Origin of the sequence: Amycolatopsis sp. NPDC052450, assembly GCF_044547565.1 — a bacterium.
Taxonomy (GTDB): domain Bacteria; phylum Actinomycetota; class Actinomycetes; order Mycobacteriales; family Pseudonocardiaceae; genus Amycolatopsis.
Genome location: NZ_JBIUAQ010000017.1, coordinates 137,665 through 161,205, shown reverse-complemented (window position 1 = coordinate 161,205; position 23,541 = coordinate 137,665). Strand labels below are relative to the sequence as shown.

The window sequence follows — 23,541 nt, the reverse complement described above, 5'->3', positions numbered from 1 at the left end:
CACCCCGGGCGTTTTACATTGTGTTTGGGTGCCGCCGGGGGCCTCGGGGTCCGTAACCGCGGGGGTTGTGGTGCTTTTTATTTTAAACCCAAAGTACCCCCCCACGACCAGCTCACGACAGCGGGTTCCCCCAACCGTCGAGGTACGCCACTTCGGACAGCGGCACACGCGACGCGGGTTTGAAGTCCGGCACCGTCGTGTAGGCGACCGGCAGCAGCCCGACCTGCGTGACGTCGGCCGGGATGCCGAGGATTTCGGCCGCCTCCGCCTCGTGCGTCAGGTGATACGTCGTGAGCGTCGAGCCGAGGCCACGTGAGCGCAGCGCCAGCTGGAAGTTCCACACCGCCGGGAAGACGCCGCCGTAGAACGCGGCGTCGGTCGCGTTGTCACCGGCCGGCCTGCCGGTCAGGCACGGGATGACGAACACCGGCACCCGGTCGATCACGTCGATCAGGTGCTGCCCCGAAGCGAACGCGCGCGCCACGGAGGGTTCGGTGATCGCCTCGCCCAGCGCCGCCGCGTTCGCCTCCAGGTACGCCTTCCCGACTCGCCGGAACAGTTCGGACAGCCGGTCCTTCACTGCCTGATCCCGTACGACGAGCCATCGCCACGCCTGCTGGTTCCCCGGCGTGGGCGCCTGCAACGCGAGCCGCAGGCACTCTTCGAGCACCTCGGGTTCCACCGGCCGGTCCAGGTCGAGCTTGCGGCGGACCGCTCGCGTCGTGCTGAGCAGATGGTCGGTGACCGAGGTGTCCATGTCCCGCCTTTCAGTGGTGTGCCGCCAGGAAGCGGTCGATCAGCTCGCTGATCGGTTCGACGTCCTCCTCCAGCGCGAAGTGCCCGGTGTCGAAGAAGTGAACCTCCGCCGAGGGAACATCATCCCGGAACGCTTCGGCTCCCGCAGGGACGAAGAACAGGTCGTTGCGGCCCCAGACGGCGAGTACGGGCGGCTGCGCTTCCCGTAGCCACGCCTGGAACTTCGGGTACACGGGCGGGTTGTTCCGGTAGTCCCAAAGCAGGTCCTGCATCGCCTCCACGCGGCCGGGACGGTCGAGGAAGTACTGGTCCAGCAGGTAGTTCGAAGGATCGATGGTCTCCGGAGCGCGGGCGCCCTCGGTGTACTGCCACTGGATCCGTTCCGGCTGGAGGATCTCCGCGAACCCGCGCCGCGCCTCGGTTTCGTCCGTGAGGGAAGCGAAGTCCGGCATCGCCGGGCCGAGTCCTTCGACGTAGGCGTTGCCGTTCTGCGTGATCAGCGCCGTGACTTCGGACGGCCGCGAGACGGCGAGCCGCAGCCCCGCCGGGGCGCCGAAATCGAAGACGTAGAGCGCGTATCGGCGCAGTTCCAGCGCGTCCACGAACTCGCCGAGCACCTCGGCGAGCCGGTCGAAGGTGAACATGAAGCCCTCGGGCGTGACGGTCTGCCCGAAGCCCGGCAGGTCCGGCGCGATGAGCCGCCACCGGCCGGCGAGACGGTGCATCAGCCGTACGAACTGGTGCGACGACGTCGGGAAGCCGTGCAACAGCAGCAAAACGGGTGCGTCGGGGGCGCCGGCCTCGCGATAGAAGACCTCGACGTCGCCGAGTTTGACCGTGCGGTGCCGGATGGTCGCCATGAACCCTCCCTAATGGTTAGAACTGTCTTGAACCATTAGTACCTGATAGTGTCAAGGAATGCTCGATCTCGACTCGCTCCCCGGTGACGATCTCGCGGTGAACCTCGCCGACACCGTGATGCTGGCCGTCTCGCCGTCGGTCGACCTGCTCGACGACGGCCACGAGAGGTTCTGGTCGACGCAGGCGCCCCTGCTGCCCGAAGGCGCCCGGCCGCCGTCGGCCGCGCAGACGAGGCGGCTGCGGTCAGCGGTGCGTGAGGTGCTGGAGGCGACCGTGGCCGGGCGGGCGCCCGAGGCATGGGCGGTCGAGCGGGTCAACGCGGCCGCGGCCGCCGTCCCGACCAGCCCGCGGCTGACCGCGGAGGGAGCGGAGACGTCCTGGCACGGCGAGGAGGGCGGCGAGATCGCGCTCGCCGCCGTCGCGGTGGCCGCGATCGACCTCGTGTCCGGTCCACGCGCCGCCCAGCTGCGGCGATGCGGCGCGCACGACTGCTCGATGCTGTTCGTGGCGGCCAACAGGAGGCGGGTCTGGTGCACGCCGTCGCTGTGCGGCAACCGGATCCGGGTCGCCCGCCACGCGAAGAAGGGCTGAAGGACCATCGCCGCATGCGATGCGGTGAAAGCGCCCTTCAGCTACAGCTCCAGCAGCATCCGGCTGTTGCCCAAGGTGTTGGGCTTCACGTACGGCAGGTCGAGGAACTCCGCGACGCCAGGGTCGGCGGAGCGCCGCATCTCCTCGTAGACCTCCTGGGTCACCGGGGTGCCGTCGATCTCGACGAAGCCGTGGCCGGCGAAGAAGTGGGTCTCGAAGGTCAGCACGAACAGCCGCTTCAGCCCGATCTCGCGGGCGAAGCCGATCAGCTGTTCCACCAGCGCGTGCCCGATGCCGCGACCGCGGGAGGCCTTGTCGACGGCGATGGTGCGCAGCTCGGCGATGTCCTCCCACAGCACGTGGAGCGCGCCGCAGCCGAGCACGTCGTCACCGTCTTCGACCACCCAGAACTCCTGGACGCTCTCGTAGAGGGTGACGAGCTCCTTCTCCAGGAGCACCGTCCCCGCGTCGGAGTCGACCAGCGCCTTGATCTTGCGGACGTCCGCGATCCGCGCCCGGCGGACGGTCGGATGGCGGCGAAGGAGAGGGTCTGAGGGCACGTCCACCATTAAGCCATCAGCGAGCCATCCCCCGGTCGAGGGCTCGCCCGAGCGAGCGATCGCCGACCCCGCGAACAGGCCAGCTACCCTAAGGCACGTGCCTTCTCCCACCACTGATCCTGTCGCCACCCGTCGCGTTTCCTTGTTGACCCTCGGTTGCGCCCGCAACGAGGTCGATTCCGAGGAACTCGCCGGTCGGCTGGCGGCGGGCGGCTGGGAGCTCGCCGCCGAGCCCGAGGACTCCGACGTCGTGGTCGTCAACACCTGCGGCTTCGTCGAGTCCGCCAAGAAGGACTCGGTCGACACGCTGCTCGCGGCGTCCGACACCGGCAAGAAGGTCGTCGCCGTCGGCTGCATGGCCGAGCGTTACGGCAACGAGCTGGCCGAGAACCTGCCGGAGGCCGACGCGGTCCTGGGCTTCGACCACTACGCCGACCTCTCCGAACGCCTTGACGACGTCGTGGCCGGTCGCAAGATCGAGTCCCACACCCCTTCCGACCGCCGCAAGCTGCTGCCGATCAGCCCGGTGCAGCGTCCGGACGCCGCCGAGTCGGTCGAGGTGCCGGGGCATGCGCAGCACGGCTGGGGCCCGCGGGTGCTGCGGACCCGGCTCGACACCTCCCCGGTGGCCGCGCTGAAGATCGCGTCCGGCTGCGACCGGCGCTGCTCGTTCTGCGCGATCCCGTCGTTCCGCGGTTCCTTCGTGTCGCGGCAGCCGGACGAGATCGTCGCCGAGGCGATGTGGCTCGCGGAGAACGGCGTCAAGGAGGTCTTCCTCGTCTCGGAGAACTCGACCTCCTACGGCAAGGACTTCGGCCGTGACGGCGCCCGCGCGCTGGAACTGCTGGTCCCGCGCCTGGCCGCGGTGCCCGGGATCGAACGCGTCCGCGTCTCGTACCTGCAGCCCGCCGAGACGCGCCCCGGCCTGGTCAAGGCCATCGCGACCACGCCGGGTGTCGCCGACTACTTCGACCTGTCCTTCCAGCACTCCAGTGAGACCGTGCTGCGCCGCATGCGCCGCTTCGGCTCCACGGATTCGTTCCTCGCGCTGTGCGACCAGATCCGTGAGTACTCGCGCGACGCCGGCATCCGCACCAACGTCATCGTCGGGTTCCCCGGTGAGACCGAGGAGGATCTCGCCGAGCTGGAGCGCTTCCTGAACGGCGCGCGGCTGGACGCGGTGGGCGTCTTCGGGTATTCGGACGAGGACGGCACCGAGGCCGAGACCTTCGACGGCAAACTCGACGAGTCCGTGGTGACCGAGCGGGTCGCGCGGATCTCCGCGCTGGTCGAGGAACTGACCTCGCAGCGGGCCGAAGACCGGATCGGTGACTTCGTCGAGGTCCTCATCGAGCAGGCCGAGGACGGCGAGGACCCCATCGGCCGCGCCGCGCACCAGGCCCCCGAGGTCGACGGCGAATGCGTCCTGATCGAGACGGAAGACCTGCCCGCGCTGGCGGTGGGTGACTTCGTGCGCTGCGAGGTCGTCGACTCCGAAGGCGTCGACCTGATCGTGCGGCCCGCGCCGCTCGAGGCCGACCGGTGAATGCCGCCCCGAGCGACGCCGGGGCCGGTGAGGGGACGGGTGGTGAGCACGCCCGGGTTCCCGAGGCCACCCCGGTCCCGACCCTGAACCTGGCGAACCTGCTCACGATGTCGCGGCTGGTGCTGGTGCCGCTGTTCGTGCTGGCGCTGTTCACCGGCGACGGGACGGACACCTTCTGGCGCGCGATCGCGACCGCGCTGTTCGCGATCGCGTCGTTCACCGACCAGGTCGACGGCTGGGTGGCGCGCAAGTACGGGCTGATCACCGACTTCGGCAAGATCGCCGACCCGATCGCGGACAAGGCGCTGATCGGCGCCGCGCTGGTCGGGCTGAGTGTGCTCGGCGAACTGGGCTGGTGGGTCACCATCGTCATCGCGATCCGCGAGATCGGGGTGACGCTGCTGCGGTTCTGGGTGATCCGGCACGGTGTCATCCCGGCCAGCCGCGGCGGCAAGGCCAAGACGCTCGCGCAGGTCGCGGCCATCACCGCGTACCTGCTGCCCCTGCCGGCGTCGGCCGAGCCGGTGCGCTGGGTGCTGATGGGGCTCGCGCTCGTGCTGACCGTCGTGACCGGGCTCGACTACGTCGTGCGCGCGGTGCGGCTGCGCGCCGCCGGAAGGCGTGCCGCGGGCGCATGAACTCTGAGACCTTGATCACTCACCTGATCGAGCGCGGGGAGACGGTGGCGACGGCGGAGTCGCTGACCGCCGGGCTGGTCTGCGCGGCGCTGACCGAGATCCCCGGATCGAGTGCCGTCGTCCGCGGTGGCCTGATCGTCTACGCGACCGATCTCAAGGCGACGCTGGCCGGCGTCGACGAAGACCTCCTCGCCGCGCATGGCGCCGTTCATCCCGAGGTCGCGGCGCAACTGGCCGTCGGCGCGAAAGACCGGTGCGGCGCCACCTGGGGCCTCGGCCTCACCGGCGTCGCGGGTCCGGACGGACAGGACGGCGTGGCACCCGGCACCGTCCACGTCGGGCTCGCGGGCCCGGCCGTGCTCACCGTCCGTACGCTGGACTTGAGCGGTGATCGAGCCTCGGTCAGGGCCGGTGCGATCGAGGGCGCGTTCGCCCTGCTGGGGGAACATCTCGCATGATCGCCGCGTTCGCCCTTGGCGTATTGCCGTGTCAACACCTGCGCCCGGGGCACCGCTCTGGGTAACGTAGGGGGTAGTCAGTCCTGGAAGGGAGGCGCGTGATGACCGTGCTGTTGCGCGAGGCGATCGGCGACCGGCTCCGACACGCCCGCACGAACCAGCGTCGAACGCTGCGGGACATCTCCCGCGCCGCCAGGGTGAGCCTCGGCTACCTGTCCGAGGTCGAGCGTGGGCAGAAGGAGGCGTCCAGCGAGCTGCTGGCGTCCATTTGCGAGGCCCTGGAACTTCCGCTGGGCGAACTCCTGCACAAGGTCGCGGCGGACGTCTCGGCGATGGACAACGTCGAGGTCGCCCCGGTGGACGAAAAGGTCGAGGCCGGAAAGCGGCGTGCTCCGGAGCGGGAGAAGACCGAAGCGGGCGAGCTCGAAGGCGGCCGCCTGGTGTCCGAGCTGATCGGCAACGACCTGGCCGATCTGCGGATCTCGCCACCGCCGCGGATGAGCCCCGCCCTGCGGACGACCATCTCCGCACCGAAGATGGTCGCCGCCTAGCAAGGTTGTGAACGGAAAAGGCCCCAGGCAGTCCGCCTGGGGCCTTTCCCGTCAGTTCGCGACGGCGTCGAACGTGCCCGCCTGGTACGAGCCGCCCTTGGTGTGCGTGATGACGAGCAGCCGGTTGGCGGCGTTGATCATCGCGACCAGATAGACCAGCGCGGCGATCTGGTCGTCGTCGTAGTGCTTCCGCACCCGGTCCCAGGTCTCGTCGGAGACGCCCTGATGCGCGTCAACGATCCGGCTGCCTTCCTCCGCGAGCGCCAGCGCGGCCCGCTCGGCCTCGGTGAACACGGTGGATTCGCGCCAGGCGGCGACCAGGTTGACGCGGACCGCGGGTTCGCCGGCGGCCGCCAGGTCCTTGGCGTGGGCGTCGACGCAGAAGCCGCAGCCATTGAGCTGGCTGGCCCGCAGCGACACCAGTTCCTGGGTGACCTTCGGCAGCGTCGACCCCTTGATGGCCACACTGACTCCTGCGAAGCGCTTGCCGATCTTCGCGCCGAGCTCGTTGCTGTTCAGATCGAAACGGGAATCCATGATCTCGTCCTCATTCGTGGTCGTGGGCTGAACCGGACGACCACCAGATGCCGGGAGCCCGGCAGCCCTGACAGCATCGGAACGTGACGTGCGCCACGGCTTCGGAGTGTCAGAAAGCGAGGGGACGCGGCGTCTGGTGGGGGACACCGCCGCCGAGAACAGGAGCCATCCATGTCCGATACCGCCACGGAGGCGTTCGTCGCCCACCGGAACCTGCTGTTCACCGTCGCCTACGAGATGCTCGGCTCGGCCGCCGACGCCGAAGACGTCCTCCAGGAGACCTGGCTGCGCTGGTCGGGCGTCGATCTCGGCACCGTGGAGAACCCGCGGGCCTATCTGGTCCGCGTCACCACCCGGCAGGCGCTCGGCAGGCTGCGCACGCTCGGCCGCCGCAAGGAGTCCTACGTCGGCCCTTGGCTGCCCGAACCGCTGCTCACCACCCCGGACGTGGCCGAAGACGTCGAGCTGGCCGACAGCGTCTCGATGGCGATGTTGCTGGTGCTGGAGACCCTCACGCCGACCGAACGCGCGGTGTTCGTGCTGCGTGAGGTGTTCGACGTGGCGTACGGCGAGATCGCCGAAGCCGTCGGCAAGACCCCGGCCGCGGTCCACCAGATCGCCCACCGGGCCCGGGCGCACGTCGCCGCGCGGCGGCCGCGAGGTGCCGCGTCCCCCGGTGAGACCCGGAACGTGCTCGACGCGTTCCACCGCGCCGTCCGGACAGGTGACCTGCAAGGACTGCTCGACGTCCTCTCACCGGACGTCGTCTTCCTCGGCGACGGGGGCGGCTTGGTGCAGGCGGTGCTCGAACCCGTCGTGGGCGCGGCCATGGTCGCGCCGCTGCTGGCCGCGAGCCGCCCGGTCCGCGACGACGCGGCGACGATGCGGACGGCGCAGGTCAACGGGCATCCCGCGCTGATCGTCCGCCTCGGCGACGAGGTCGACACCGTTCTCGCGCTGCGCGTCGACGACGGCCTCATCACCGGGCTCTACGCGGTGCGGAACCCCGAAAAGTTGTCACGCATGGAACAGGAGACCGCTTTGCGCCGCTGACTCCGGCCGTTTTCACCCACGGTCACCGGACGCTGAACCCGAAAGGTCGCGGACATCACAGTCAGGGAGATCCCTGAATTCCGTCGGGGCCGCCTGGAACGCGGGACGCCGACCTGACACGATGGAACTCAACGCCGGGGTCGGGACGTTGCAACATCACAGAGGGGACGCCCCACCTCGAGGTAACAGCCCGTGGGATGCGAGAAGGCAGGCGGAGGAGATGGCCAACCCGTTCGTGAAGTTCTGGAAGTACATGATGGCGGCGTTCTCGTCGAAGATCGACGAGCACGCCGACCCGAAGGTACAGATCCAGCAGGCCATCGAGGAGGCGCAGCGCAATCACCAGTCGCTGACCCAGCAGGCCGCCTCGGTGATCGGTAACCAGCGCCAGCTGGAGATGAAGCTGAACCGCCAGCTCGGCGACGTCGAGAAGCTCCAGGCCTCGACCCGCCAGGCACTGGTGCTCGCCGACGAGGCGCGCGCCAAGGGCGACGAGCAGAAGGCGACCGAGTTCGAGAACGCCGCGGAGAGTTTCGCCGCGCAGCTCGTCACCGCCGAGCAGAGCATCGAGGACCTGAAGACCCTGCACGACCAGTCGCTCCAGGCTGCGGCGCAGGCGAAGAAGGCCGTCGAGCGCAACGCGACCATGTTGCAGCAGAAGCTGGCCGAGCGCACCAAGCTGCTCTCGCAGCTGGAGCAGGCGAAGATGCAGGAGCAGGTCTCCGCTTCGCTGAACCAGATGAGCGAGCTGGCGGCGCCGGGCAACACCCCGTCACTGGAAGACGTTCGCGACAAGATCGAGAAGCGCTACACCACCGCGCTCGGCTCGGCCGAACTCGCACAGAACTCCGTCCAGGGCCGGATGATGGAGGTCCAGGCCTCCACCACGCAGCTCGCGGGGCACTCCCGCCTGGAGCAGATCCGTGCGTCCATGAAGGGCGACTCCGTCGCTCAGGTGACGGACGGCAAGACCGCCGCCGCGCCGAAGGCGTCGGGCGCCGCGGACATCCAGCGTGAGATCCAGGCTCGGGTTCAGGCCGAACAGGGCAAGAACCCCGCCTGACACACCACCTAGAGCCGGTCCCGCACCCCGCGGGGGTGCGGGACCGGTCTCACACTGACGACAGGGGCGAGGGCAATGGGCCAGGGCAGGCGCAAGGACTTCGGGGAGTTCACCGCCAAGCTTGAGAAGCACATCGAAAAGCTGCCCGACTACGCCCAGCGCGCGCAGGAGAAGCTGCAGCGCTACATCCCGCCCTCCGAACAGGGGTCTTCTTCGCGGCCCGCTCAGCCGGCGCCGCCCAAGCCGCGCCCGCAGATGCCGCCGATGCCCGCCATGCCGAAGATCTCGCAGCAGCTGACGTCGATGGCCGCGGGTCAGATCCCGGTCGTGGCCGACGCGAAGGCCAAATGGGCCCGCTGGAACGAACCGGCCGCCAAACTGGAGCGACGCAAGCGCCGGACCTCCCGCGCGATGACGTTCTGGATCCTCCTCACCATCCTTTGTGGACTGTTCGCCGTCGTCGCGGGCACCGGCCTGCTGAAGGCGGGCGAGGCCGACATCCTCCAGGCCATCGCGGGCGGCGCGTTCACCATCGTCTTCGGCACCTTCGGCGTCCGGTCGGGGCTGCGGTTGCGGGAACTCAAGCGCACCGTACTGCCCGCCGCGCCCGCCGCTCCGCCTCCGCTGCCTCCGGCTCGGTCCGTGGCGCGAGAGCCGATGGAGCGCCTCGCCGAGAGCGAGGCTTCGCTGACGGAGCTGCTTCGCCAGCTTTCGCAGCCGACGTCGCTCGGCACCATGCCGGTGTCGGAGATCGCCGTCGCGGACGCCCGGACCACCGCCGCGGAGGCCGCGCAGGCCCTGCGCGGGCTGGCCGGCCGCATCCAGGCCATCGAACGCGGACGGGACGCCGCGCCCGAGCGCGAACGGGGCGCCCTCGACGCCGCCATCAAGCAACTGCGCGAACAGCTCGACGACGGCCTCGACGGCTACGGCGGTCTCGTCGCGGCCGCCGGGCACACCGTCGCCGCCAGCTCGGACGGCATGACGTCGTCCAAGGAGCAGCTGTCCGACGCGACCGACAAGCTCGCCGGACTGGCCATGGCGCTGCGCGAGCTCTCCTGACGCGCGACTCGCGTGATCAGAGGCGTAACTCGCGTGCGTGGACGCGTATCTCGTGAGTTACGCGTCCAATCACGCGAGATACGTCTTCAAGCACGCGAGTCACGGAATCGGGTAGCGTCTGAGCAGGCGCTTTCCTGGACCATCGTCTCATTCGTCGTCGCTAATACTCCATTGCGTAACGACTCGCTCACTGTGTGATACCGAAATGCTCGCGTAACCCGAAACCGCTGGTGGCGGCACCTCGCGATGCCTAACGTTTCCTACATGCACGCAGTGCTCTTCCCAGCTCGGGCCTGAACCCAGCCCGCGTGAGCGGGCGTCCCAGGGTGGCGGACCGGACACAGTGGATCTCGCGCAGTGGTCTTTCTCGTCCCCACCGAGGAAAGGACGCCCAGTGACGACGCTCCCCCCGGAACCAGAACCGACCCCCGCCCCGCCTCCCAGTTCCTACCAACGCGTCATAGCGGCCTACGACCGGATCGCCGAGGTCGACCGGCCCGACGTGTGGATCACCCTCCGCCCCGTGGAAGACGCTCTCGTCGACGCCAAAGCGGTCGACGAGCGTGTTCGCGCGGGTGTGGATCTGCCGCTCGCCGGAACCCTGGTAGCGGTCGCCGACGTGCTCGACGTCGCCGGTCTTCCGACGGCGGGGGAGGACGTCTGCTGTGTCGGCGCCACCTCGGTGTCCCGGCTGACCGCGGCCGGGGCGGTGGCGATCGGCAAGACCAACTGCGATCGGTTCGGCAGCGATCTCGAGCACACCCACAGCCCGTACGGCGGGGTGAGCGCCGCACTGAACACCGCCCGCGTGTCCGGGAGCGCGAGCAGCGGCGCGGCCGTCGCCGTCGCGCTCGGGCTGGTCGATCTGGCGGTCGGCACGGATACGGCGGGTGCGGGCCGGGTGCCCGCGTCGCTCAACGGGATCGTCGGGCTGAAGCCGACCTTGGGTCTCGTGCCCAAGACGGGTGCCGCGCCGTGCGCCGGGATCTCCCTGTTCTCGCGCAGTCTCACGCTGGGCCAGCGCGCGCTGGGTCTGATGACCGGACCCGACGGGATCGATCCGCTCGCCAGGGACTGGCCGCCGGACGTCCGGCTGTCCGCGGGGGACCGGCCGCGCGTGGCGATTCCCGGCTCCGACACCCTCACCGGTCTTTCGCTCCAATCCCGGTCGGCCTTCCTCGGCGCGGTTTCGGCGCTGCGGGCGTCCGGGGCGCTGGTGGAGCCGGTGGAGGTCTCGGCACTGCTGTCGGTGGGCGAGCTGGTCCACGACGACGGCTTCACCGCGGACAGGCAGCGGGTCGCCGAGGCCGGGATGATCGCGCTCCGGATGCTGTCCGAGTACGACGCCCTGGTCCTCCCGACCGTCGCCGACCATCCCGAGGTCGCCGAGGCGTTGTCCGATCCGGAAGGTGTCACGAAACGCCTGGAGCGCTTCACGGCTTTCGTCAACCTGCTCGACCTCGCCGCGGTCACGGTGCCGGCGTCGCCGTCGGATCTCGGGCCGTACGGGGTTTCGGTGGTGGTGCGGCCGTTCGACGACCAGATCGCCATCGACCTCGCCGCCGTGCTCACCGACGAACAGGCCGACTTCCCTTATCCCACACCGGGTGCGGATCTCGTGGTGTTCGGCGCGCATCTGCGCGGGCAGCCGTTGAACGGGCGGCTGGTCACCGCGGGAGCGCGGTTCACCGGGCTGGTCCAGACCGGCGAGGGCTACCGGATGGTGCTGCTGCCGTCCGATCCGCCGCAGCCGGGGGTGGTGCCGGTGGACGCCACGGGCGAGCACACGATGCTTGCGGGTGAACGCTGGCGGCTCTCACCCGCCGCTCTCGGTGCCTTCGCGGCCACGCTGCCCGCCCCGTTCGTCCTCGGCCGGATCCGGCTGGAGAACGGGGAGACGCCGCTGGCCGTCCTGTGCGACCAGGCCGCCACGGGCAACGCGATGGAGCTGACGAAGTACCAGTGCTGGCGTGCCTACCTGAGGTTCGTCAGTACGGCCGGGCCGCGAGACCTCGGGCGACCCGCTTGACCAGACCGGGACCGTGCAGGGCGAAACCGGTGTAGAGCTGGACGAGACCGGCGCCGGCGTCGAGCATTCGTGCGGCGGCGCCGGCGTCGAAGATCCCGCCGACGCCGATGATCGGCAGCTTGCCATCGGTCTCGTCGTGTACGAACCGCACCACCTCGACCGAGCGCGCGGTGAGCGGGCGGCCGGACAGACCGCCCGCCTGCTCACCGACGGCGGCCTCGGGCGGAGCGATTCCTTCGCGGGACAAGGTCGTGTTGGTCGCGATCAGCCCGGCGACCCCGTGTTCGAGGCAGACTTCCAGCAGTTCCGCGAGCGCTTCGTCGGTGAGGTCGGGGGCGACCTTCACCAGCACCGGCGTCGGCTTCGCGTCGACGGCGAGCTCGGCCGAGGTCTTCCGGAGTTCGGAAAGCAGTTCGGCCAGCGCGGATTTGTCCTGCAACGCCCGGAGTCCCGGCGTGTTCGGGGAACTGACGTTGATCGCGAAGTAGTCGGCGTACGGGTACAGCGCCCGCAGCGAGAACCGGTAGTCCTCGACGGCCTCGTCGAGCGGGGTCACCTTGGATTTGCCGATGCTGACGCCGAGCGGCACCGGCGGCTTCCCGCCCGCGGCGAGGCGGGCGGCGAGCGCCTCCGCGCCTTCGTTGTTGAAGCCCATCCGGTTGATCACCGCGTCGGTCTCGGCGAGGGTGAACAGCCGCGGTTTGTCGTTGCCCGGCTGCGGATGCCGGGTGACCGTGCCGACCTCGACGAAACCGAAACCGAGCGCGGGCCACGCGTGCAGCGCGCGGCCGTTCTTGTCCATCCCGGCGGCGAGGCCGACCCGGTTCGGGAAGCGGAGACCGAGGAAGGTGACCGGATCGTCCGTCCGGTAGACGCGGCCGAGCGCGCCGAGCGCGGGGGAGACCCGGCTCAGCCTGGCGAGCGTGCCGATGGTGCGTTCGTGCACGGTTTCGGGGTCGCTGCCGGAGAGCCGGTAGAGAGCGGGGCGGACGATCTTGTCGAAGAACACGGCCCCATCATGCCTGGTGAGCTCTAGCGGCTCGCCTTCCACTCGTCTTCGAGCATCGCGAAGACGAGTTCGTCACACCATTCACCCTTGACCAGTTCGTTGTGCCGCAGGTGCGCCTCCTTCTTCATGCCGAGGCGTTCCATCAGCGCGGTCGAGGCGGTGTTGCGGCCGTCGCAGCGGCCGATGATCCGATGGAGTCCGAGATCTTCGAAGCCGAGCCGGAGTACTTCGACGGCGGCTTCGGCGGCGAGCCCCTTGCCGTGGTGGTCGGGGTGGAAGACGAAGCCGATCTCGCCCTGGCGCTTCTCACTGCTGAGGTATTCGAGGTTCAGGTCGCCGATCAACTGCCCGGTCTCGGTCAGTTCCGCGGCCACCGCGAGGAACTGGCCTTCCTTCGACAGGCTGCTGCTGTGCACCCGTTTGGCGAGCGCGGCGGCGGATTCGGCCCGGCTGCGCGGGCCCCAGTAGAGGTAGCGGGCGACGTCGGCGCGGGACTGGAAGGAGTTGAGTTCGTCGAGATCGGCCGGAGTGAAGGCGCGGAGTGTCAAGCGCTGGGTGATGATCGGGAAGTCGGGCCTCAACATGGCGTCAGGCTATCCAGTCTGCGTCGGTTCCGGGGGCGGAACAGCGGCGGACGGTCCTCCAGGGCGACGGGTGGTCCCCTCCGGGCTCGCAAAAGGGCCATATCCCGGATATGAGGGTACCCCCGAGGCGGCTCCCGGACGCCGGAATCGGCGGCCGGGCCCGAGCCGGACCGGTGCTCGGGAACCTCGGGGGCCCGGTGACTGCCTGGTATTCGCTATCAGGCATCACGCGAAGCAGAGACGACGAGCCGAAGGTGGCTCCAACTTGCGTTGTATCGCTGCTCAAAGTCCTACGCGTGCAGTCCGCTAGCGGACAGTCACCTCACGAGTCCTGTTGGAATACAACTTTGGACCACCTCCTCTCTCGTGTACCGCCACGCTATGCGAGGACTTCGGGGTCCTGCAACAACATTTCTTCGATCTCCGTCACGAGGACGGCCTTGTCCGCCGAAGGCAGAAAAGACGCTTCCACGGCGTTCTTCGCGAACCGGGCGATTTCGGTCGCGTTCAGGCCCAGCGTTTCGGCGACCGCGACGTACTCGCCGTCGAGGGTGGCGCCGAACATCGGCGGATCGTCGGTGTTGAGCGTGACCACCACGCCGTGGTCGAGCAGCCGCCGCACGGGATGCGCCGCGATCGAGGCGAACTGTCCCGTCCGGACATTCGACGTGGGGCAGACCTCCAGCGGGATCCGTCGCACGGCAAGGTATTCCAGCAGCGCCGGATCGGTGTGCGCGCCCACGCCGTGCCCGATCCGCTCGGCGCCCAGATCGTGCACCGCCGACCAGACGGTGGCGGGCCCGGTGGTCTCGCCCGCGTGCGGGACGCTGTGCAGCCCCGCCTCCCTGGCCGTGGTGAAGAACGGGGCGAACTGCGCGCGGCCGACGCCGACCTCGGGTCCCCCGAGCCCGAAGGACACCAGGCCGTCGGGGCGTTCGCGGAGCGCGAACACGACCGTCTCGCGGCCGGCGACGATCCCCTTCTCGCCGGGAATGTCGAAGCACCAGGCCAGTTCCACTCCGTGGTCCGCCCGCGCCGCCGCCCGTCCGGTGGCGAGGCCGGTGAGGAGATCGTCCGTCGGCATCCCGTCGAGGACGTGGTTGTACGGCGTCACGGTCACCTCGGCGTAGCGGGCGTTCTGCGCGGCCAGATCGGCCGCCAGCCCGGTGACGAGGGTGTGGATGTCGCGGGCGTCGCGCACCAGCGACGTCACCGCCAGGTAGTTGCGGAGGAAATGCGGGAAATCGCGGAAGGTGAAGAACTCGGCGAGTGCCGCCGGGTCGGTCGGCACCCCCGCGGCCGGGCGGCGCCTGGCCAGTTCCAGCACCGTGGGCAGGCTCGCCGAACCGACGAGATGGACGTGGAGTTCGACCTTCGGCAGGGCGTGCACGAACGCGCGCAGCGCCTCGCCCGTGAGGATTCCGGGCATGACAAAGCTCCCTGGGGAAAGAAGTGAAGGTGACGTGCGGGGAAGCGAGGCGGCTCAGGGAGCGAGGTCGCCGCGTTCGGTGTCGGCCCCGTAGAGCGGGAGCTTGAAGAGCGTCACCAGGCCAGCTTAGCGGCTCGGAGCGGGTCCGGACTGGCATTTCGGGCAGAACCAGGTCGGCCTCGCCTGGTGTCCGGCACCCTGGGACGCGACCCGGAGCGGTCCGCCGCAGCGGAAGCAGCCTTGTTTGGTGCGTTCGTAGACCCAGTGTTCACGGCCGCGGCGCAGATCACCGGTGGTGGTCTGCGAGGTGCGCCACGCGTTGGTCTTCAGCAGCTTGCGCCCGAGCGCGACGGCTTTCGCCGGGTCCACTTCGGACACCGGTGTCCATGGTGTGACGCCGAGCAGGAAGCACATCTCGACCTTGTACATGTTGCCGATCCCCGCCATGATCCGCTGATCCAGCAAGGCGTCGCCCAGTTCACGGTCCGGGTCCGCCGCCAGCGCGGCCGCCGCTCGCTCCGCGAGTTCGTCCGTCCACTGTGGATCGAGCAGATCCGGGCCGAGGTGGCCGACCAAGCGGTGTTCTTCGTCCGTGGGCACGAGTTCGAGGTCGTGCACGCGGAATCCGATCGCCTGCAGATCCTCGGTGGCGAGGATGACCCTCGCCTGATGCGCCGGGTTGCGCCAGCGCGCGCCCACCCGGTAGACGTCCCACTTGCCGTCCATCCGCAGGTGGCTGTGCAACGTGATCCCGCCGGAGAACCGCGTCAGCAGATGTTTGCCGACCGTGCCGACGCCGAGCACGTCACGTCCGGCGAGATCCGTCGTGGCCAGCTGAGGGACCCTGAACTCGCCTCGCAGCAAGATCTTCCCGGCCAGTGCCTTGTCGAGGACCTTGCCTGCGAGGAAGACGGTGTCGCCTTCGGGCATCGGCCGTCAGCCCGTGCCGGTGTCGCTCAGCTTGGCGGGCTTTTCGGTGGTCTCCGGATCCTCGTCGCCGCGGACGCGATGCCGTCCGGCCCGGCTCGAACGCAGCACCTTCGCCAGCACCATGTTGAAGGTGAGCGCGATCTCCTGCGCGCCGGGGGAGTGCCATTCGTGGATCGGGCTGCACGCGCCCTGGGCCTGCTGCACCGCGAGCCTGTCCGGGATGGCCGTCGGCATCACCAGCGGGCCGAAGTTCTCCCGCAGTTCGGCGACGCGGAACTGGTGCTCGTAGGAACGCACGCGGAGCTTGTTGACCACGACACCGATCGGCCGCAGTCCCGGGTTCTGCTCCTCGCGGATCTTCTCGATCGCCTCGAGCGCCCGCCGGGCGCCGGAGACGGCGTACATCGTCGGCTCGGTGACGATCAGGGCGCTGTCCGCGGCCACCAGCGCGGAGCGGGTCAGCCTGCCCAGCGACGGCGGGCAGTCGAGGATCACCAGTTCGTAGGGTTCCTCGCGCAGCGGGTTCGTGTGCAGTTCGTCGAGCGCGCGGGAGAGATTCTCCAGGCGGCGGATGTCGGCGTCGGGTTCGTTGAGCATTTCGAGCTCTTCGGCGCCGACGAGGACGTCGATCCGGTCGCTCCACACGCTGGGCGCGATCGCCCGTTCGAGCACCGAGCGCACCGGCGTCTCCAGGACGTCGGCCAGCGTGCGATCGGTGAGGGGCGGGTCCAGCGAGGTGGTGGCGTTGCCTTGCGGGTCGAGGTCGGCCACGAGAGTCCGGGCGCCCCTACGCAGCGCGGCGGACGCGACACCGAGGGCGACCGTCGTTTTACCGACGCCACCCTTCAGGCTGAGAACAGCGACCGTGTGCACTCGATACAGCCTACGGGCAGTCGGCGGGGTGACTCCTTGGCAAGGTGTCGAACACCGCATCGGACTACACCCGGCGGCGCCCGGAAGGCGGGCATTACCCTGTGCGTTTATGAAGACGGACACCGTGGCCACGCGGGGATCGGGGGCGGTTCGCCGGGTTCTCGAAGCAGAACTCCGGGCCGCACGGGCGCGAGGCGCGCACCAGCCGCACGTCGTCGACGTCGGCGGCGGCAGCGGCGGCTGGGCGGTGCCGCTCGCCTCGGCGGGCTGCCTGGTGACCGTTGTCGAGCCGAACCCCAACGCACTGGCGACCCTGCGCCGCCGCGCCGAGGAAGAGGGCGTCTCCGGCAGCATCACGGTGATCGCCGACGACTCCGACGCGCTCGGAGCCCACGTCGCGGACGGCTCGGCCGACCTCGTCCTCGCGCACGGGCTGCTCGAAGTCGTCGACGACCCGGCGCTGGTGCTCGCCGCGCTGGCCGCCGCGGTCAAACCCGGCGGCGCGATCTCGGTGCTGGTGGCGAACCGCCACGCCGCGATCCTGCAGCGCGCGCTGGCCGGACGGCTCGGCGAGGCACGGGAACTGCTCGCGGCGGAGAGCGGCGTGCTCGGCGGCGGCCGGGAGACCGTGCTGCGGCGCTTCGACGCCGAGGCCCTCCGCGCGCAGCTGATCGATGTGGGGCTCGAGGTGACTTCGCTCCAGGGCGACGGCGTCGTGGCGGACTTCGTGCCCGGCGGGGTACGGGAAGAGGAGCTGGCGGAGTTCGAGCTGGCGGCGGCGTCGGTTCCGCCGCTGCGGGACATCTCCAGCAGGCTGCACTTCCTGGCCCACCGCCCCTGACCCTCTGGATGTCATGAAAGGGTCGTTCAGGACACTTTTCGTCCTGAACGACCCTTTCATGACACTTGCGGGGCCGAAACTGTCGGTACTTCCGGCTAACGTGCCTACGGGGTCGCCGGAGGGCGCCCCGCGCCCGACGGCGACTTCACCGTCGCGCGCCCTCTTTCGGGCCGAAGGCCCCCGGAAACGTTTTGGCAGGGCGCCTCCATGACCACCGCAACTGACATCGACCACGTGCGCCCTGGCAAAATGTTTCCGGCAGCGCGCGACAAATGAACAATGAACACCGAACTGCCCGGCGGGATGGCCCGCTACCGGGTGACGACCGGGGCCACCACCTGGCCCGACGACACCGGCTGCGGTCTGCTGCACGTCGACATGGACGCCTTCTTCGTGTCCTGTGAGCTGCGCACACGACCGGAGCTGGCGGGGAAGCCCGTGGTCGTCTCCGGTGGCGGCCCGAGGTCGGTCGTCGCGGCCGCGAGTTACGCGGCGCGCGAGTTCGGTGTGCGGTCGGCCATGCCGTTCTCGACCGCCAAACGGCTCTGCCCGCGGCTGATCTGCATCACTCCGACACCGGGGCTGTACGGCGAGGTGTCGAAGGGGGTCATGGGGATCTTCCGCGAGCTGACGCCGCTGGTGGAGCCGCTGAGCCTGGACGAGGCCTTCCTGGACGTCAGCGGGGCGCTGAAACGGCTGGACTCCTCACCCGCCCGGCTCGGTGCCTGGATCCGGGAGCGGGTCGCCGCGGATTTCGGGATCAGCTGCTCGGTCGGCGTCGCGAAGGTCAAGTTCGTCGCCAAACTGGCGTCCGGGATGGCGAAACCGGACGGCATGGTCGTCGTTCCCGCGGCCGAGACGCTCGCGTTCCTGCATCCGCTGCCGGTGTCGGCGCTGTGGGGCGTCGGCAAGCGCACCGAGGAGCACCTGCGGCAGCTGGGCCTCGACACCATCGCCGACGTCGCCGCCGCCCCGCTGCCCAGGCTGAGGCGGTCGCTCGGGCGGGCGCTGGGGGAGCACCTGTACGCGCTCGCGCGCGGCCACGACGAGCGCGAGGTCGTCCCCGAGACGCCGGACAAGTCGATCGGCGCCGAAGTGACCTTCGACGTCGACCTCCACGACCGCTCGGCGCTCGGGCTGGAACTGCTCCGGCTGTCCGAACGCGTGGCCGCCACCCTGCGCCGCCGCGGGCTGCGCGGGCGGACGGTGTCGATCAAGGTCCGGTTCGCGGATTTCAAGACCATCACCCGCGCCAGGACAACCGCCGTAGGAGTGGACGTGGCCCGCGACATCCACCGCACCGCCGTCGAGCTCCTCGCCGAGCACGCGCCGACGGGCGCAGTCCGCCTGATCGGCGTAAGAGTCGAGGGATTGGACACGGAGAGTGATGGAGAGCAGCTGCTTTTCGACGCACCGGAGCCCCGTTGGCGGGATGCGGAACTCGCCGCCGACATCGCGAGGTCCAAGTTCGGTGACGGCGCGGTGCGGCCCGCGTCACTGCTGACCCCCCGTGACCAGTGACATCGGCCGCTCGGCCGTCTTCGAGAGAGCCGCGTCGGGTGGTTTCGGCCAATTTGATCCCTTCTGGATACGGGATCGGGTAGTCGGACGAGCGCGGGGCTCGTATCCTGGACAGAGACACCCCGCCTGGGGTTGTCTGTTGGGTCCATGACGTTGCGCGGCCCGGCGCCCGCGACAGCTGTGCCGGAGGAGGAAAGATGCCACTCTCCGAGCATGAGCAGCGGCTGCTCGATCAAATCGAGCGCGAGCTCTATGCCGAGGACCCCAAGTTCGCATCCACGGTGCGAGGCACCCGGTTGCGCCGCCCCGCCCGCCGACGGCGTTTGCAGGGCATCGCCCTGTTCGTAGTGGGCGTCGCACTGTTGGTGCTCGGCGTGGTGGTCAACATCCGGGTCGCCGAAATTCCAGTGATCAGCGTGCTCGGGTTCCTCGTGATGTTCTTCGGAGTCATGATGGCCGTCACATCGATTCGGCAAGGAGCCGAAACGGAAGGCGGTAAGGACAGCGGTGGCCCGGGAGCCGGCGGAGGTGGCGGCGGCAAGTCGTCCCCGCGCCGGAGCTCGTTCACCCAGCGCATGGAAGAGCGCTTCCGGCAGCGCTTCGAGGAGCAGTAGCTCTCACACACGCGAACATGCCGACGAGGCACCGCCTCGTCGGCATGTTCGCGTTGTCCTGCGCCTCGGTGTACTGCTGGGGGCGGGCGGCTCGCCCCGTCTGCCTGGCACGTGTCGCGAAAGCCACTTTCGGGACCTCAGGCGTCGCGAAAGTGGCTTTCGCGACGCCGCCCCACCTCGGCGGCGGTGGTAAAAGGCCCCTTCCTCGCGGCTCGCGCGAGGAAGGGGCCTTCATGTACTCGAGTGGCTGCTACTTCTTCCCTCGCCGCAGTGACCGCGGGAACAGGCGGCCCTTCCACGACATGGGCGCGTTCCGTTTCAGGCTTTTGCGCACCTCGTCGAAGGCCGGGCCCAGCTCCTGATCGTCCGACGGCAGGTCCGAGTACCAGGACTTCTCCACGACGCCGATGACGGTCCGCAGGCCGGTGCGGCCTTCCTCGTCCAGACGGTGCTTTTCGACGACCTTCCGGCCGGCGACCCGCACCGTGTCGCCGTCGGACAGCGGCAGGCCGCGGTCCGCGCATTCGTCCATCAGTTCCCGCCACGCCGCGTCGGCCGCGGCGGGGGAGTGGGACGCGATCTTCTGCAGCCGAAGCCGCCGCTTGATCTCCCGGATCGTCGTGGGCGTTCCGAGCACGCCGAGGACGACCACCAGCGCCAGCGCGAACCACCACGACACCCAGGCAGCCAGGAAGGCGAACGCCGCCACCCATAGTCCGATCGCGATCAGCGGCAGCCAGTTCGTCACGTTCTGGTTGTCGAGGAACCCGTTGTCCTCGCGGTCCGCGGCCGAGGAGGCCCCAGGCCGCATCAGCGCCCGGTGTCTCAACCGGGACCGCACGATCGCGACCACCGTCAGCGCGGCCGCCAAGCCACCGAGGATCCCGGCGAGGATCGCGGGCCACAGCGGCTCTTCCTTTTCCTGATCACCGTCGCCGTCCGCGCCGAGGTCCGCGCCCGGGTCGCGGGGCGTGCCGGTGGCGGGGGCGCTCGGCGCGGGCGCGCTCGGCACTTCCTGGGTGTCGTTGGTCGCGGAGCTGCTGGTGTCGGTCTGCAGATACGGCGGGACGACCGCGCGGCCGTCGAGCAGCGGGGTCGGGTCGAAGCTGACCCAGCCCTTCGTCTGGAAGTAGACCTCGACCCACGCGTGCGCGTCCTCGGAGCTGATCGAGAGGTAGTCGCCCTTCGGGGTCCCGGAGGTGAAGCCGATGGCGACCCGCGACGGGATGCCGACCGACCGCAGCATCACGGCCATCGCGGACGCGTACTGCTCGCAGAATCCGCGTTTGCCGTTGAGGATGAAGTCGGCGAGCGCGTCGGAGTCGGTGGCGTCGGCGGTCTTGGTGTCGTAGACGAAACCGTTCTGCGCGGTGAAGAACGACCAGATCGCCTGCGCCTTGTCGAAGTTGTTGGACTCGTTCTCCGTCAGCTGCTTGGCCTTCGCGGCGACCCGGGGATCGACGCGGTCGACCTGGACGAACTGCTGCGGTACCTCGGCGAGGCGGGCGTCGTCGAGCCGGAGCTGGTCCTTCGACGGTTCCTTGATCGACGCCGTCTCGGTGTAGGCGGGCGCGTTCTGCTTGGTCGTGGTGAAGACGGCACCGCCGACCGGGTCGTACAGCCAGTTGTCGGCCAGCCCGTTGATCGACCGCGGCGCGCCGTAGATCGGCAGCCAGTTGTCGACCCAGTTCGTCGGCTCGATGCGGATGTCCCGCGCGGGGCCGGCGCCGTCGTCGCCGGGAGCGGGCGGGAGGCCCTTGTTGGCCTGCACCCCCTGCTGGGCGCGGCCGTTCTGCGCCAGCCCCCAGCCCTTGTTCGGCGTGTACGTGTCGAGGGTGAAGGCACGCAGCAGCCGTTTGTCCGCGCCCATCCCGTAGACCTTGAACAGTTCCACGTTCTCGCCCTGGTCGAGCAGGCCGCGCAGCTGCGTGAACGGTTCGACACCGAAACCGCCCGCGCCGCCGCGGCCGGTTCCCTCGGCGCCCGGGAGTTTGCCGACCGTGCCGATCCCGGTGACGGCCGTGCCGATCACCAGGCCCATCGCGATCGCCGCGGCCACCACGCCGACGGGTGCGGACAAGGTGCTCGCCGAATTGCCCAGTCCCGGTGCCTCGCGGTTGCGCCAGCGGCGGTGCCGGTGGTTGCCGTCGACGGCGAGCAGCGCGGCGAACGCGGCCGCGCCCAGCAGGAACGTCCACCACGGCAGCATGTCTTCGGCCAGCGCCGCCGGGACGGCGTACACGCACAGCAGTACCAAGCCGGTCGCGGCGGGCGCGGCGGCGGCCACGGCCAGCGTGTCGACCAGGACGGCGACCAGGCCGATCGCGATGGTGACCAGGCAGAGGATCGGCGGCGTGCCCTCGACCGGGGGCAGTCCGACACGGATCTGTTCGGCCGCCGCGGCGAGCACGCCGCGCAGTTCTTCGAGCGCGTCCGGCCCGGGGATGACCTTCAGGATCCCGCTGGTGGTGAACGCCCCGGTGATCAGGAACAGCAGTACCAGCAGCTGCGCCAGGCCGACGACGATGGTCGGCGCGCGCAGTGAGCGCAGGGCGAGCCCGGTGGAGGCGATCAGCACGACGGCGACCAGCAGGTAGCCGAACCACGCCCAGCCGGAGACGACGCCGGTGAGCGAGGTCGAGGCGAACAGCGTGGCGAGCCCGGCGGCGACCGGGGCGAGCACACTGCTCGTCCAGACCGGCGCCGGCGCTTCGGGACGCGGGCGCGGGGTGTGCGGGCGAGGTGGCGCGGTCGCGGTCACAGGCCGCCTCCGATCAGCGTGCCCCGGCGGGTGGCCGTCTGGCACAGCTCGGCCCACACCTGCTGCATCGGCGATCCGGGTCCGGCGACGACGACGCCCCAGCCCGCGGCGCGCAGCAGCGCCACCGACTCCTCGGTGGCGGCGGCGCGGTTCTCCGGGCGGTTGACGCCGGAGGACCAGCCTGGGGTGTCGAGCAGCACGGCGAGGCTCCGGATCCCGCGCGGGCGGTACCGGGACAGCTCGTGCACGGATTCGTTGCTGACGGTGCCGAGCACGGCGATGAGTTCCTGTCCTTCGGCCGGGTCGTGGCCGAGGGTGATGTCGCGCTGGTGCGCGGGCTGGAGCGCGGCGAGGACGTCGAGCACGACGTTGTCGTAGTGCTCGCCACCCTCGCCGGGCGTGTCGGCCAGGGTCTGGCCGTGTTCGGTGATCAACCGGACGCGGTGACCGGAGCGGCGCAGGTGCAGGCCGACCGAAGCGGCGAACGAGACGGCCCATTCGAGGCTCGCGGCGGGACCGGTGCCGTGGTGCGCGGCCGCGCGGTGGTCCAGCAGCACCGTCGTGCCGCCACGCCAGGGCCGTTCCTCGACGCGGACCATGATCTCGTCGCGGCGGGCGGTGGAGCGCCAGTGGACCTTCCGCAGGTCGTCGCCCTGGCGGTACTGCCGGACGATCACGTCCGCCTCGCCCTGTCCGGCGTGCAGGCGGATGCTGCCGTCGTCGCCGGCGCCGATCCCGGCGCCGCTGGGCAGCCCCCACAGGCCGACCACCTTCGGCACGACGACCAGCCGGGAATGCCCGATCAGCTCACGTTCGAACTCGCACAGCCCGAACGGGTCGGTGATCGTCGCCCGCAGCGGGCCGACCTGCTGGATCCCGCGCAGCACCGGCTGAAGCGGATACCGCAGCGCGACCCGCCGGTCGTGGGGGAGCCGTTCGACGACGAACCGCGGCCGCGACCCCAGCGCGTACGGCACACCGTCTTCCAGCAGCACCTCGCCTGCCGGGAGCCTGCCGTCGCGCCAGAGTTCGAGCTGGACCTCGCCCGGCGAGCCGACCGAGACCCGCTCCGGGCGCAGCGAGCGGGCCGCGCCCAGCCGCAGCCGGGTCGCCGAGATGAAGAAGGCGACCAGCAGCGGCAGGGCGATCACGAACATCGCGACCCGCAGCAGATCCCGTTCGTTGAGCACGAACGAACAAGCCGCCGCGGCGACTCCGGCGGCGAGGAGGCAGCGGCCGCGTGTGGTCAGGCCGGACAGCGCACGCAGCATGGC

The 23,541-nt window shown here is 70.0% G+C and carries 23 protein-coding genes; 12 read left to right on the top strand and 11 right to left on the bottom strand.

Going from position 1 to position 23,541, the window contains the following annotated elements:
• Nucleotides 1-112: 112 nt before the first annotated feature.
• The gene (locus tag ACIHAO_RS26470; RefSeq protein WP_396562127.1) at nt 113-757 is read right to left on the bottom strand and encodes a nitroreductase family protein; all 645 of its coding nucleotides are present in this window, start codon (nt 755-757) and stop codon (nt 113-115) included.
• A gap of 10 nt (nt 758-767) precedes the next feature.
• Nucleotides 768-1,616 carry an alpha/beta fold hydrolase gene (locus ACIHAO_RS26465; RefSeq protein WP_396562125.1) on the bottom strand — a complete coding sequence of 283 codons (849 nt, stop codon included), beginning with the start codon at nt 1,614-1,616 and terminating at the stop codon, nt 768-770.
• A 58-nt stretch (nt 1,617-1,674) separates the two neighbouring features.
• Here ACIHAO_RS26465 and ACIHAO_RS26460 point away from each other — a divergent pair, with 58 nt between their 5' ends.
• Nucleotides 1,675-2,208, top strand: a complete 534-nt coding sequence (locus ACIHAO_RS26460) for a CGNR zinc finger domain-containing protein (RefSeq protein ID WP_396562123.1) — start codon at nt 1,675-1,677, stop codon at nt 2,206-2,208.
• Nucleotides 2,209-2,249: 41 nt separating this feature from the next.
• On the opposite strand, the gene ACIHAO_RS26455 is transcribed toward ACIHAO_RS26460, so the two are convergent.
• Nucleotides 2,250-2,777: an amino-acid N-acetyltransferase gene (locus ACIHAO_RS26455; protein ID WP_199753985.1), complete on the bottom strand. Its 528-nt coding sequence runs from the start codon at nt 2,775-2,777 to the stop codon at nt 2,250-2,252.
• Between the two features lie 88 nt (nt 2,778-2,865).
• Between ACIHAO_RS26455 and rimO the strand changes: the two genes are divergently transcribed.
• The 4 genes from rimO (at nt 2,866) to ACIHAO_RS26435 (ending at nt 5,961) form a co-directional block, all read left to right on the top strand.
• Nucleotides 2,866-4,314, top strand: coding sequence for a 30S ribosomal protein S12 methylthiotransferase RimO (gene rimO / locus ACIHAO_RS26450; protein ID WP_396562121.1), 1,449 nt, complete (start codon nt 2,866-2,868; stop codon nt 4,312-4,314).
• Nucleotides 4,311-4,952 (top strand): CDP-diacylglycerol--glycerol-3-phosphate 3-phosphatidyltransferase, encoded by a 642-nt coding sequence (gene pgsA / locus ACIHAO_RS26445; protein WP_396562119.1) that lies wholly within the window; start codon nt 4,311-4,313, stop codon nt 4,950-4,952. The genes rimO and pgsA overlap by 4 nt, the downstream gene beginning before the upstream one ends.
• The gene (locus ACIHAO_RS26440; protein ID WP_396562117.1) at nt 4,949-5,410 is read left to right on the top strand and encodes a CinA family protein; all 462 of its coding nucleotides are present in this window, start codon (nt 4,949-4,951) and stop codon (nt 5,408-5,410) included. Before pgsA ends, ACIHAO_RS26440 begins: the two co-directional genes overlap by 4 nt.
• 101 nt (nt 5,411-5,511) lie before the next feature.
• Nucleotides 5,512-5,961, top strand: a complete 450-nt coding sequence (locus ACIHAO_RS26435) for a helix-turn-helix domain-containing protein (RefSeq protein WP_396562115.1) — start codon at nt 5,512-5,514, stop codon at nt 5,959-5,961.
• Nucleotides 5,962-6,012: 51 nt separating this feature from the next.
• Here the strand turns inward: ACIHAO_RS26435 and ACIHAO_RS26430 are convergent, their stop codons facing one another.
• Nucleotides 6,013-6,498 (bottom strand): carboxymuconolactone decarboxylase family protein, encoded by a 486-nt coding sequence (locus ACIHAO_RS26430; protein WP_396562113.1) that lies wholly within the window; start codon nt 6,496-6,498, stop codon nt 6,013-6,015.
• Between the two features lie 171 nt (nt 6,499-6,669).
• Here ACIHAO_RS26430 and ACIHAO_RS26425 point away from each other — a divergent pair, with 171 nt between their 5' ends.
• The 4 genes from ACIHAO_RS26425 (at nt 6,670) to ACIHAO_RS26410 (ending at nt 11,705) form a co-directional block, all read left to right on the top strand.
• Complete coding sequence (locus ACIHAO_RS26425; protein ID WP_396562111.1) at nt 6,670-7,551, top strand: RNA polymerase sigma-70 factor; 882 nt, start codon at nt 6,670-6,672, stop codon at nt 7,549-7,551.
• 220 nt (nt 7,552-7,771) lie between these two features.
• Nucleotides 7,772-8,614, top strand: a complete 843-nt coding sequence (locus tag ACIHAO_RS26420) for a PspA/IM30 family protein (RefSeq protein WP_396562109.1) — start codon at nt 7,772-7,774, stop codon at nt 8,612-8,614.
• Between the two features lie 75 nt (nt 8,615-8,689).
• Nucleotides 8,690-9,676 (top strand): hypothetical protein, encoded by a 987-nt coding sequence (locus ACIHAO_RS26415; protein WP_396562107.1) that lies wholly within the window; start codon nt 8,690-8,692, stop codon nt 9,674-9,676.
• A gap of 394 nt (nt 9,677-10,070) precedes the next feature.
• The gene (locus ACIHAO_RS26410; protein ID WP_396562105.1) at nt 10,071-11,705 is read left to right on the top strand and encodes an amidase family protein; all 1,635 of its coding nucleotides are present in this window, start codon (nt 10,071-10,073) and stop codon (nt 11,703-11,705) included.
• Here ACIHAO_RS26410 and ACIHAO_RS26405 read toward each other — a convergent pair.
• The 5 genes from ACIHAO_RS26405 to ACIHAO_RS26385 all read right to left on the bottom strand — a co-directional run bounded on the left by ACIHAO_RS26405 (nt 11,665) and on the right by ACIHAO_RS26385 (nt 16,530).
• Nucleotides 11,665-12,714 (bottom strand): quinone-dependent dihydroorotate dehydrogenase, encoded by a 1,050-nt coding sequence (locus ACIHAO_RS26405; protein ID WP_396562103.1) that lies wholly within the window; start codon nt 12,712-12,714, stop codon nt 11,665-11,667. The two genes, ACIHAO_RS26410 and ACIHAO_RS26405, sit on opposite strands and share 41 nt — an antisense overlap.
• A 23-nt stretch (nt 12,715-12,737) precedes the next feature.
• Nucleotides 12,738-13,298, bottom strand: a complete 561-nt coding sequence (locus tag ACIHAO_RS26400; RefSeq protein ID WP_396562101.1) for a GNAT family N-acetyltransferase — start codon at nt 13,296-13,298, stop codon at nt 12,738-12,740.
• 379 nt (nt 13,299-13,677) lie between these two features.
• Entirely contained in the window at nt 13,678-14,727 is a 1,050-nt protein-coding gene (gene add, locus ACIHAO_RS26395; RefSeq protein WP_396562099.1) for an adenosine deaminase, read from the bottom strand.
• Nucleotides 14,728-14,853: 126 nt separating this feature from the next.
• Nucleotides 14,854-15,657, bottom strand: coding sequence for a DNA-formamidopyrimidine glycosylase family protein (locus ACIHAO_RS26390; RefSeq protein ID WP_396562097.1), 804 nt, complete (start codon nt 15,655-15,657; stop codon nt 14,854-14,856).
• Between the two features lie 6 nt (nt 15,658-15,663).
• Nucleotides 15,664-16,530 carry a ParA family protein gene (locus tag ACIHAO_RS26385; RefSeq protein WP_396562095.1) on the bottom strand — a complete coding sequence of 289 codons (867 nt, stop codon included), beginning with the start codon at nt 16,528-16,530 and terminating at the stop codon, nt 15,664-15,666.
• Nucleotides 16,531-16,639: 109 nt separating this feature from the next.
• On the opposite strand from ACIHAO_RS26385, the gene ACIHAO_RS26380 reads away from it, so the two are divergent.
• The 3 genes from ACIHAO_RS26380 to ACIHAO_RS26370 all read left to right on the top strand — a co-directional run bounded on the left by ACIHAO_RS26380 (nt 16,640) and on the right by ACIHAO_RS26370 (nt 19,506).
• Nucleotides 16,640-17,371 (top strand): methyltransferase domain-containing protein, encoded by a 732-nt coding sequence (locus tag ACIHAO_RS26380; RefSeq protein WP_396562093.1) that lies wholly within the window; start codon nt 16,640-16,642, stop codon nt 17,369-17,371.
• Nucleotides 17,372-17,674: 303 nt separating this feature from the next.
• Nucleotides 17,675-18,892 carry a DNA polymerase IV gene (gene dinB / locus ACIHAO_RS26375; RefSeq protein ID WP_396562137.1) on the top strand — a complete coding sequence of 406 codons (1,218 nt, stop codon included), beginning with the start codon at nt 17,675-17,677 and terminating at the stop codon, nt 18,890-18,892.
• A gap of 197 nt (nt 18,893-19,089) precedes the next feature.
• Complete coding sequence (locus tag ACIHAO_RS26370; protein ID WP_125785309.1) at nt 19,090-19,506, top strand: DUF3040 domain-containing protein; 417 nt, start codon at nt 19,090-19,092, stop codon at nt 19,504-19,506.
• A gap of 250 nt (nt 19,507-19,756) precedes the next feature.
• On the opposite strand, the gene ACIHAO_RS26365 is transcribed toward ACIHAO_RS26370, so the two are convergent.
• Entirely contained in the window at nt 19,757-22,267 is a 2,511-nt protein-coding gene (locus tag ACIHAO_RS26365; RefSeq protein ID WP_396562091.1) for a transglutaminaseTgpA domain-containing protein, read from the bottom strand.
• On the bottom strand, nt 22,264-23,538 hold the full coding sequence (locus ACIHAO_RS26360) for a DUF58 domain-containing protein (protein WP_396562089.1): 1,275 nt from the start codon (nt 23,536-23,538) through the stop codon (nt 22,264-22,266). The genes ACIHAO_RS26365 and ACIHAO_RS26360 overlap by 4 nt, the downstream gene beginning before the upstream one ends.
• Between the last annotated feature and the right edge of the window lie 3 nt (nt 23,539-23,541).

What these genes read in the sequence shown, in the direction of transcription:
- ACIHAO_RS26470 (WP_396562127.1), bottom strand. Translation starts at nt 757, where the DNA reads ATGGACACCTCGGTCACCGACCATCTGCTCAGCACGACGCGAGCGGTC.
- ACIHAO_RS26465 (WP_396562125.1), bottom strand. Translation starts at nt 1,616, where the DNA reads ATGGCGACCATCCGGCACCGCACGGTCAAACTCGGCGACGTCGAGGTC.
- ACIHAO_RS26460 (WP_396562123.1), top strand. Translation starts at nt 1,675, where the DNA reads ATGCTCGATCTCGACTCGCTCCCCGGTGACGATCTCGCGGTGAACCTC.
- ACIHAO_RS26455 (WP_199753985.1), bottom strand. Translation starts at nt 2,777, where the DNA reads ATGGTGGACGTGCCCTCAGACCCTCTCCTTCGCCGCCATCCGACCGTC.
- ACIHAO_RS26440 (WP_396562117.1), top strand. Translation starts at nt 4,949, where the DNA reads ATGAACTCTGAGACCTTGATCACTCACCTGATCGAGCGCGGGGAGACG.
- ACIHAO_RS26435 (WP_396562115.1), top strand. Translation starts at nt 5,512, where the DNA reads ATGACCGTGCTGTTGCGCGAGGCGATCGGCGACCGGCTCCGACACGCC.
- ACIHAO_RS26430 (WP_396562113.1), bottom strand. Translation starts at nt 6,498, where the DNA reads ATGGATTCCCGTTTCGATCTGAACAGCAACGAGCTCGGCGCGAAGATC.
- ACIHAO_RS26425 (WP_396562111.1), top strand. Translation starts at nt 6,670, where the DNA reads ATGTCCGATACCGCCACGGAGGCGTTCGTCGCCCACCGGAACCTGCTG.
- ACIHAO_RS26420 (WP_396562109.1), top strand. Translation starts at nt 7,772, where the DNA reads ATGGCCAACCCGTTCGTGAAGTTCTGGAAGTACATGATGGCGGCGTTC.
- ACIHAO_RS26415 (WP_396562107.1), top strand. Translation starts at nt 8,690, where the DNA reads ATGGGCCAGGGCAGGCGCAAGGACTTCGGGGAGTTCACCGCCAAGCTT.
- ACIHAO_RS26400 (WP_396562101.1), bottom strand. Translation starts at nt 13,298, where the DNA reads ATGTTGAGGCCCGACTTCCCGATCATCACCCAGCGCTTGACACTCCGC.
- add (WP_396562099.1), bottom strand. Translation starts at nt 14,727, where the DNA reads ATGCCCGGAATCCTCACGGGCGAGGCGCTGCGCGCGTTCGTGCACGCC.
- ACIHAO_RS26390 (WP_396562097.1), bottom strand. Translation starts at nt 15,657, where the DNA reads ATGCCCGAAGGCGACACCGTCTTCCTCGCAGGCAAGGTCCTCGACAAG.
- ACIHAO_RS26380 (WP_396562093.1), top strand. Translation starts at nt 16,640, where the DNA reads ATGAAGACGGACACCGTGGCCACGCGGGGATCGGGGGCGGTTCGCCGG.
- dinB (WP_396562137.1), top strand. Translation starts at nt 17,675, where the DNA reads ATGGCCCGCTACCGGGTGACGACCGGGGCCACCACCTGGCCCGACGAC.
- ACIHAO_RS26370 (WP_125785309.1), top strand. Translation starts at nt 19,090, where the DNA reads ATGCCACTCTCCGAGCATGAGCAGCGGCTGCTCGATCAAATCGAGCGC.
- ACIHAO_RS26360 (WP_396562089.1), bottom strand. Translation starts at nt 23,538, where the DNA reads ATGCTGCGTGCGCTGTCCGGCCTGACCACACGCGGCCGCTGCCTCCTC.